At 73.8% G+C, this 9267-nt stretch carries 1 protein-coding gene; it reads left to right on the top strand.

Annotation, left to right across the window (positions count from 1 at the left end):
- Positions 1-29: 29 nt before the first annotated feature.
- Complete coding sequence (locus EIY87_RS38460) at positions 30-9251, top strand: type I polyketide synthase (RefSeq protein ID WP_404800136.1); 9222 nt, start codon at positions 30-32, stop codon at positions 9249-9251.
- Positions 9252-9267 lie beyond the last annotated feature (16 nt).

Here is a 9267-nt window from a genome sequence, read left to right as displayed (position 1 = left end):
ATGGACGCCACGCACCGACGGGATGGGGCCTGATGGACAACGACGCGAAGCTCCGGGAATACCTGAAGAAGGTGACCGCGGACCTCCGGCGCGCCCGCAAGCGCATCCAGGAGGTGGAGGACGCCGGGTACGAGCCGATCGCGATCGTCGGGATGGCCTGCCGGTTCCCGGGCGGCGTCCGTTCGCCCGAGGACCTGTGGCAGCTGGTGGACGGCGGCCGCGACGCGATGTCCGGGTTCCCGGCCGACCGCGGCTGGCCCGACACCCGTGACGCCGGGTTCGCCGCCGAGGGCGGGTTCGTGCACGACGCGGGCCTCTTCGACGCCGGGTTCTTCGGCATCTCGCCGCGGGAAGCGCTCGCGATGGACCCGCAGCAGCGGCTGCTCCTGGAGACCTCGTGGGAAGCGTTGGAGCGCGCGGGAATCGTCCCGGAGACGGTGCGCGGCAGCCGGGCCGCGGTGTTCGTCGGCGCCGCGCACCAGGGGTACGCCACCGGGGCGGGGGAGGACGCCGAAGCCGTCGCCGGGCACCTGATGACCGGGACCGCGACCAGCGTCCTGTCCGGCCGCATCTCCTACGTCCTCGGCCTCGAAGGCCCGTCCGTCACCGTCGACACCGCGTGTTCGTCGTCGCTGGTCGCGCTGCACCTGGCCGTGCAGTCGCTGCGGCGCGGGGAATCCGACCTCGCGCTCGCCGGCGGCGCCGCGGTGATGGTCAACCCGGGCATGTTCACCGAGATGCAGCGCCAGGGCGGCCTGTCCGGCAACGGCCGGTGCAAGGCGTTCGCCGAGGGCGCCGACGGCACCGGCTGGGGCGAAGGCGTCGGCATGCTGCTGGTCGAGCGGTTGTCCGACGCGCGGCGCCTCGGCCACCCGGTGCTGGCGGTCGTGCGCGGCTCGGCCGTCAACCAGGACGGCGCGAGCAGCGGCCTGTCCGCGCCGAACGGCCCGTCGCAGCAGCGCGTGATCCGCGACGCGCTCGCCGACGCCCGGCTGTCCACTGTGGACGTCGACCTGGTGGAGGCGCACGGCACGGGCACCGCGCTGGGCGACCCGATCGAAGCGCAGGCCCTGCTGGCGACTTACGGCCAGGACCGGCCGGAGCCGTTGTGGCTCGGTTCGGTCAAGTCGAACATCGGCCACACCCAGGCGGCGGCCGGGGTCAGCGGCATCATCAAGCTCGTCATGGCGCTGCGGAACCGCCGGATGCCGCCGACCCTGCACGCCGGGACGCCGTCGACGAAGATCGATTGGGCCGAGGGCGCGGTCGAGCTGCTGCAGGAAGGCCGGGACTGGACCGCCGACCGGCCGCGCCGGGGCGCGGTGTCGTCGTTCGGGATCTCCGGCACCAACGCGCACATCATCCTGGAAGAGTCCGAAGAGGAATCGCCGGTCGCCTCGGCCGCTGGTGCGGTGCTGCCGTGGGTGCTCTCGGCGAAGTCGCCAGAGGCGCTTCGAGAGCAGGCCGCACGGCTGTCCACAATCGACGCCGACCCGGCCGGAGTCGCGTTCTCGCTGGCGACAACCCGGTCCACCTTCGCGCACCGCGCCGTCGTCGTCGGCGAGGACCGGGAGCGCCTGCTCGCCGGGGTCCGCGCGCTGGCCGACGGCGTTCCCGCGCCGAACGTCGTCACCGGCACCGCCGGGAGCAGCGGCAAGGTCGCCATGGTCTTCCCGGGCCAGGGTGCCCAGTGGGCCGGAATGGCGACGGAGCTGCTGGCGACGTCCGAGGTCTTCGCCGCGCGCTTCACCGAATGCGCCCGGGCACTCGAACCGCACACCGGCTTTTCGCTGCTGGACGAAGACATCGACCTGGACCGCGTCGACGTCGTGCAGCCCGCGTTGTTCGCGATGATGGTGTCGCTGGCCGCGCTGTGGGCTGCCCACGGCGTGCGCCCGGACGCCGTGATCGGGCACTCGCAGGGGGAGATCGCCGCCGCCGTCGTCTCGGGTGCGCTGTCCCTTGAGGACGGTGCGCGGGTGGTCGCGCTGCGCAGCAAGGCGATCCTCGCGCTGGCAGGGGCGGGCGGGATGGTGTCCGTGGCCGCTTCGCGCGAACGGACCGAAGAACTCGCCCGGCCGTGGGGCGAGCGGATCTCGATCGCCGCGGTGAACGGTCCCGCCGCGACCGTCGTCTCGGGTGAGCCGGAAGCGCTCGACGAGTTCATGGCCGCCTGCGAAGAGGTCCGGACCCGGCGCATCCCGGTGGACTACGCGTCCCACTCCGTCCAGGTGGAGCAGCTGCGCGAAGAACTCCTGGAGGTGCTCGGCCCGATCGAGCCGCGAGCGGGGGAGACGGCGTTCTTCTCGACGGTGACCGGCGAGTGGATCGACGGCAGCGCGCTCGACGCCGAGTACTGGTACACGAACCTGCGCAGCACCGTCCGGCTGGACATCGCCGTCGAGCAGCTGAAGAGCCAGGGCTTCGGCACGTTCGTGGAGGCCTCGCCGCACCCGGTGCTCACGATGGCGATCGGCGAAGACGTCGTCGCGCTCGGCTCGCTGCGTCGCGGCGAAGGCGGCTTCGCGCGCTTCGCGCTTTCAGTCGCCGAAGCGCACGTACGCGGCGTCAAGGTCGACTGGACGCCGTACTTCGCCGGCGCGAGCCGCGTCGACCTGCCCACCTACGCGTTCCAGCACCGCCACTACTGGCTGAAGCCCGGCACGCCCGTAGCGGCCGCTCCGGCGGACAACGGCTTCTGGGAGGTCGTCGACAGCAACGACCTCCAGGCCCTCGCCGACACCCTCGGCGTCGACACCGAGATCCCGCTGAGCGAGCTGCTGCCCGCGCTGAGCGACTGGCGCCGCGCCGCCCACGACAAGTCCACGGTGAACTCCTGGCGCTACGACATCCGCTGGCGCCCAAGCCCCGCACTTTCACGTGAAAGTGATCCGGAGGGGGGATCTCCACGTCACTTTCACGTGAAAGTGCCGCCTGGGCGCTGGGTCGTCGTGGTCGCGCCGGGGCAGGATGCGGCCGTCTTGGACGCCCTCGGGGTCGAGGTCGTGCCGGTCGAGGTGACCGGGGACCGCGAGAGCCTGGCCGCCCGCCTGCGCGAAGCCGAGCCGAACCCGGTAGGCGTGCTTTCCTTGCTGGGCTTCGACGAACGGCCGCACCCTGAGTTCCCCGAGCTGCCGTCCGGCGTCGCGGGCACGCTCCTGCTCGCCCAAGCCCTCGGCGACGCGGAGATCACCGCGCCGCTGTGGCTGCTTACGTCCGGCGCCGTCGCGACGGACTCGCCGTCGCCCGCCCAGGCCCAGATCTGGGGACTCGGCCGCGTCATCGGCCTCGAGCACCCGAACCGCTGGGGCGGCCTGGTCGACCTGCCCGCCGACCTCGACGACCGCGCCGCGGGACGGCTCGCCGCGATCCTGGCCACCGCCGGCGACGAAGACCAGTTCGCCGTCCGCGACTCCGGAGTCCTCGTCCGCCGCCTGGTCCGCGCGCCCGCGTCGAAGAGCGGGAAGTGGTCGCTGCGCGGCACCGTGCTCGTCACCGGCGGCACCGGCGCGCTCGGCCCGCGGATCGCCCGCTGGCTCCAGGACACCGGCGCCGAGCACGTCGTCCTCGCCAGCCGCCGCGGCGACCAGGCCCCCGGCGCCGCGGAACTCGCCGCCGCGCTGGACGTCCCCGTCACCTTCGAGGCCTGCGACATCGCCGACCGCGCCGAGGTCCAGGCCCTCGCCGAGCGCCACGACTTCAGCGCGGTGATCCACGCCGCCGCGCTGATCGAGCTGGCCTCGATCGACGCCACCGACGTCGCGGAGTTCGCCGCCGTCGCGCGCGCGAAGGTCCTCGGTGCCGAGAACCTCGACGCCGTCTTCGACCGCGACCTCGACGCCTTCGTGCTGTTCTCCTCGATCGCCGGCGTCTGGGGCAGCGGCGACCACGCGGCCTACGCGGCGGCCAACGCCCACCTCGACGCCCTGGCCGAGCGCCGTCGTGCCCGCGGCCTCCGGGCCACGTCGCTGGCGTGGGGCGTCTGGAACGCCGTCAACCCCTGGGACAACGCCAAGGAGAACCAGGACTTCGACGCGAGCCGCCTGCTGCGCCAGGGCCTGCCGTTCCTCGACCCCGACCTCGCCTTCGCCGGGCTCCGGCAGGTGCTGGCCGACGACGAGACGTTCCTCGCGCTCGCCGACGTCGACTGGGCGCGGTTCGCGCCGGTGTTCACCGCACTGCGGCCCCGCCCCCTGCTGGACGAGCTGCCCGAGGTCAGCCGCGCACTGGCCGTCGAGACCCAGGCCCCGGCCGCCACCGGTGGCCTGCGCGAACGCCTGGCCGGCCTGTCCCCGGCCGACCGCACCCGGACCGTCCTGGAGCTGGTCCGCGCCACCGCGGCGGCGGTCCTCGGCCACGACGGCCCGGACGCCGTCGCCCCGGGCGTGGCCCTGCGGGAACTCGGCTTCGACTCGCTCACCGCGGTCGAGCTGCGCAACCGCTTGGCCGCCGAGACCGGCCAGAGCCTCCCCGCGACCCTCGCCTTCGACCACCCGAACGCCGAGCGGATCACGGCGTTCCTGCTCGACGGCCTCTTCGGCGCCACGACCGCGGTCACCGAGACCGTCGTCGCGGTGGCCGACGACCAGCCGATCGCGATCGTCGCGATGAGCTGCCGCTACCCCGGCGGCATCACCAGCCCCGAGGACCTCTGGGAGCTGATCACCGCGGGCGGCGACGCCATCACCGGATTCCCGGTCAACCGCGGCTGGGACACCGACGCGCTGTTCGACCCCGATCCCGACCGCGAGGGCACCAGCACCACCCGCCACGGCGGGTTCCTGCACGACGCGGGCGACTTCGACCCGGGCTTCTTCGGCATTTCGCCGCGCGAGGCGCTCACCATGGACCCCCAGCAGCGGCTCCTGCTGGAGACGACGTGGGAGGCGATGGAACGCGCCGGCGTCGACCCGGAGAGCCTGCGGGGGAGCGCGACCGGCGTGTTCGTCGGCACCAACTACGCCGACTACGGCATCGGGCTCGCCCAGCCCGACAGCTCGGCCGGACACCTGCTCACCGGCGGCGCGGCCAGCGTCGTCTCCGGCCGGATCTCCTACACCTTCGGGCTCACCGGCCCGGCGGTCACCGTCGACACGGCCTGCTCGTCGTCGCTGGTCGCGCTGCACCTGGCCTGCCAGTCGCTGCGCAACGGCGAGTGCACGATGGCGCTGGCCGGCGGGGTGGCGCTGATGTCGACCCCGGCGTCGTTCGTCGCGTTCAGCAGGCAGCGCGCGCTCGCCGCCGACGGCCGCTGCAAGGCCTTCTCCGACGACGCCGACGGCATGGGCATGGCCGAGGGCGTCGGCGTCGTGCTGGTCGAACGGCTCGCCGACGCCCAGCGCAACGGCCACGAGGTCCTCGCGGTGATCCGCGGCTCGGCGGTCAACCAGGACGGCGCCTCCAACGGCCTCACCGCCCCCAACGGCCCCGCCCAGCAGCAGGTGATCCGCCAGGCCGTGGCCAACGCCCGGCTGACCTTCGACGACGTCGACGCCGTCGAGGCCCACGGCACCGGCACCACGCTCGGCGACCCGATCGAGGCCCAGGCCATCCTGGCCACCTACGGCCGCGACCGCGAGCACCCCCTGTGGCTCGGCTCGGTGAAGTCCAACATCGGCCACAGCCAGGCCGCCTCCGGCGTCGCCGGGATCATCAAGATGGTCCTGGCCCTGCGCCACGGCCTGCTGCCCGCCACGCTGCACGCCGGCACGCCGTCGTCCCATGTGGACTGGACGGCGGGCAACGTCCGGCTGGTCGGCGAGAACCTGCCGTGGCCGGAAACCGGACGGCCGCGCCGGGCCGCGGTGTCGTCGTTCGGGATGAGCGGCACCAACGTCCACGCGGTCCTCGAAGCCGCACCGGAGCCGGTCGCGCCGGAGCCGTCCGGGCCCGCCGCGACCGGCCCGGTGCCCTGGGTCCTGTCCGCGAAGTCCCCCGCTGCCCTGGCCGGGCAGGCGCGCCGGCTGCAGGCGCGCGTAGGGGCCGCACAGGGGGTCCGGGCCGCAGATGTGGGGTACTCCCTCGCGAATTCCCGGTCTACGTTCGAACAACGGGCGGTGCTCGTGGCCGCCGATGAGCACAGCGGCCACGACGCCCTGGGCGCGCTCGCCCACGGCCGGGCCGTTCCCGGCCTGGTGCGGGGCAGCGCCCGCCACGGGGGCAAGGTCGCCTTCGTCTTTCCCGGGCAGGGCTCGCAATGGGTGGGGATGGCTTTGGACCTGATGGACACGTCGCCGGCGTTCGCGGCCCGCATGCGGGACTGCGAACGCGCGCTGGCGCCGTTCGTCGACTGGTCGCTGACCGACGCCATCCGCGACTCCGCGATGCTGGAGCGGGTCGACGTCGTGCAGCCCGCGCTGTTCGCCGTGATGGTGTCGCTGGCCGAGGCCTGGCGGGCACACGGCGTCCACCCCGACGCCGTCATCGGCCACTCCCAGGGCGAGATCGCCGCGGCCGCGGTCGCCGGCGCACTGTCCCTCGAGGACGCTGCCCGCGTGGTCGCGTTGCGCAGCAAGGCGATCCTGGCGCTGGCCGGGCGCGGCGGAATGGTTTCCGTGGCCGCGTCCCGGGAAACCGTCGAGGCTCGCCTGACCGACGGGCTTTCGGTCGCGGCGGTGAACGGCCCGGCCGCGGTCGTGGTGTCCGGCGAGCCGTCCGCCCTCGACGAGCTGATGGCGTCCTGTGACGCCGACGGCATCCGCGCGAAGCGGATCCCGGTCGACTACGCCTCCCACTCGGCCCACGTCGAAGCGATCGAAGCCGAGCTGCGCGAACTGCTCGCGCCGGTCTCGCCGCGGCCGGCCGAAGTCGCTTTCTACTCCACGGTGACCGCGGAGCCGATCGACACCGCCGGGCTCGACGGCGGCTACTGGTACACCAACCTGCGCAACCCGGTGCTGTTCGACGCGACCACGCGGCTGCTGGCCGAGGACGGCTACGGCACCTTCATCGAATGCAGCTCGCACCCGGTGCTCACGATGAGCGTCCAGGACACTGTGGACGAAGCCGTCGTGGCCGGCACCCTGCGCCGCGGTGAAGGCGGCCTCGAGCGGCTGTACACGTCGCTCGCCGAGGTGTGGGTGCACGGCGTCGACGTCGACTGGACGCCCGCGTTCGGCGAAGGCGCCCGGTTGGTTCCGTTGCCGACGTACGCCTTCGACCACCAGCGGTACTGGCTGGACCCGGCCCCCGCGGTGGCCCCGGCCGAGGACGGGCTCTGGACGGCGCTCGAAGAAACCGACGACCTGGCCGGCGTCCTCGGCGTCGACCGCGGCGCGCTCGACGAGGTCCTGCCCGCGCTGACCCGCTGGCGCTCCCGGCGCACCGAGGAGTCCACTGTAGACTCCTGGTGTCTGAAGGTGAGCTGGTCGCCGGTCGTCGAACCGGCCCTGCCACTGCTGTCCGGGCGCTGGCTGGTCCTCGGTTCTGCCGGGGCCTTCGCGACCTCGGTGCTCGACGCCCTGGCCACCCGCGGCGCAGACGTCGTCACGGCCACTGTGGAGGAACTGCCGCCGGGCGAGTACGCCGGTGTGGTTTCCCTGCTGGGGCTGGACGAAGAGCCGTTGCCCGGTCACCCGCTGATCGCTTCGGGCGTCGCGGCGACGGCCGCTTTGGCGCCGAGGCTGGCCGAAGCCGGGATCGACGCTCCACTGTGGATCATCACCCGTGGTGCGGTCACCACCGGGGCCGACGACGCGCCGCCGTCGAGCGTGCCCGCGCAGCTGTGGGGCCTCGGCCGCGTGATCGGCCTGGAGTACCCGGGGATCTGGGGCGGTCTCGTCGACCTGCCCGCCATTGTGGACGAACGCACCGCCGACCGGCTGGCCGGAGTGCTGGCCGATTCCGGCGGCGAAGACCAGCTCGCGATCCGCGCCCAGGGCATCCTCGCCCGCCGGCTGCGCCCGGCCCGGCCGGCGCCCGCGGGGGAGCCGTGGCGGCCGCGCGGCACCGTGCTCGTCACCGGCGGCACCGGCTCGCTGGGCGCGCACGTCGCCCGCTGGCTGGGCCGGTCCGGCGCCGAGCACCTCGTGCTCACCAGCCGTCGTGGCGAAGCCGCGCCCGGTGCGGTGGAACTGGCCGACGAACTGCGGGAACTCGGCTGCGTGGTGACCATCGCCGCGTGCGACGTCGCCGAGCGCAAGGCCGTCGAAGAACTGCTGGCCGGGCTGGAGCACGCGCCGACGGCCGTTGTGCACGCCGCCGGGCTGCCGCAGTCGAGCACCCTGGCCGAGACCGGGCTGCACGAGTTCGAAGACGTCCTCGCGGCCAAGGTCGCGGGCGCCGCGCACCTCGACGAGCTGCTCGGCGACGACCTCGAAGCGTTCGTGCTGTTCTCCTCCAACTCCGGTGTGTGGGGCAGCGCGGGCCAGGGCGCCTATGCCGCCGCGAACGCCTACCTGGACGCGCTCGCCGAACAGCGTCGCGCCCGTGGCGTCAAGGCGACTTCGGTGGCCTGGGGCCTGTGGGCCGGCGGCGGCATGGCGCAGGACGAAGGCGAGCAGCAGCTGCGCCGCCGCGGCCTGCGGCCGATGGCGCCCGAGCGCGCGGTGGCGGCCATGCAGGGCGCGCTCGACCGCGACGAGACGTTCCTCGCCGTGGCCGACGTCGATTGGGAGCGGTTCGTGCCGGCCTTCACGGCGTCGCGGCGCCGCCCGCTGATCGAGGACCTGCCCGCGGTCCGGCAGGTACTGGCCCGGCTGGAGGCCGAGCAGACCCGCTTCGACGAAGGCGCCGCGGCCGGCTGGCGCGAGCGGCTGGCCGGGCTGCCGCCTGCCGAACGCGACCGGGCCGTGCTCGACCTGGTCCGCACCGAAGCCGCGGTCGTCCTCGGCCACCGCGGCGCCGACGCGATCGGCAGCACCCGGCCGTTCCGCGACCTCGGGTTCGACTCGGTGACCGCGGTCGAGGTCCGCAACCGGCTGCGGGAGGTCACCGGCCTGCGGCTGGCGGCCACCGCCGTCTTCGACCACCCGACACCGGTCGCGCTGGCCCGGTTCCTGGCGGCCGAGATCACCCCCGGCGGCACTCCCGGCGAGTCGGCGTTCGGCGCGCTGGACCAGCTGGAGGCGTCGCTGGGCGACCTCGAAACCGACGAGAACCTCCGGCTGCGCGTCGAAATGCGGCTGAAGTCCCTGCTGAACCGGTGGAGCGCGGAGCCGGCGCCGGAAAAGGCGCAGCTGGCCGACGCGTCGGCCGACGAGGTCTTCGCCTTCATCGACAACGAACTCGGAATTTCCCCGCCGGCGCACTGACGCCCTGACTGGACGA

Origin of the sequence: Amycolatopsis eburnea (assembly GCF_003937945.1) — a bacterium.
In the GTDB taxonomy this organism is placed as follows: Bacteria; Actinomycetota; Actinomycetes; order Mycobacteriales; family Pseudonocardiaceae; genus Amycolatopsis; species Amycolatopsis eburnea.
Note: the sequence above shows the minus strand (reverse complement) of the source record. Positions and strands in the feature narration are given on the sequence as shown.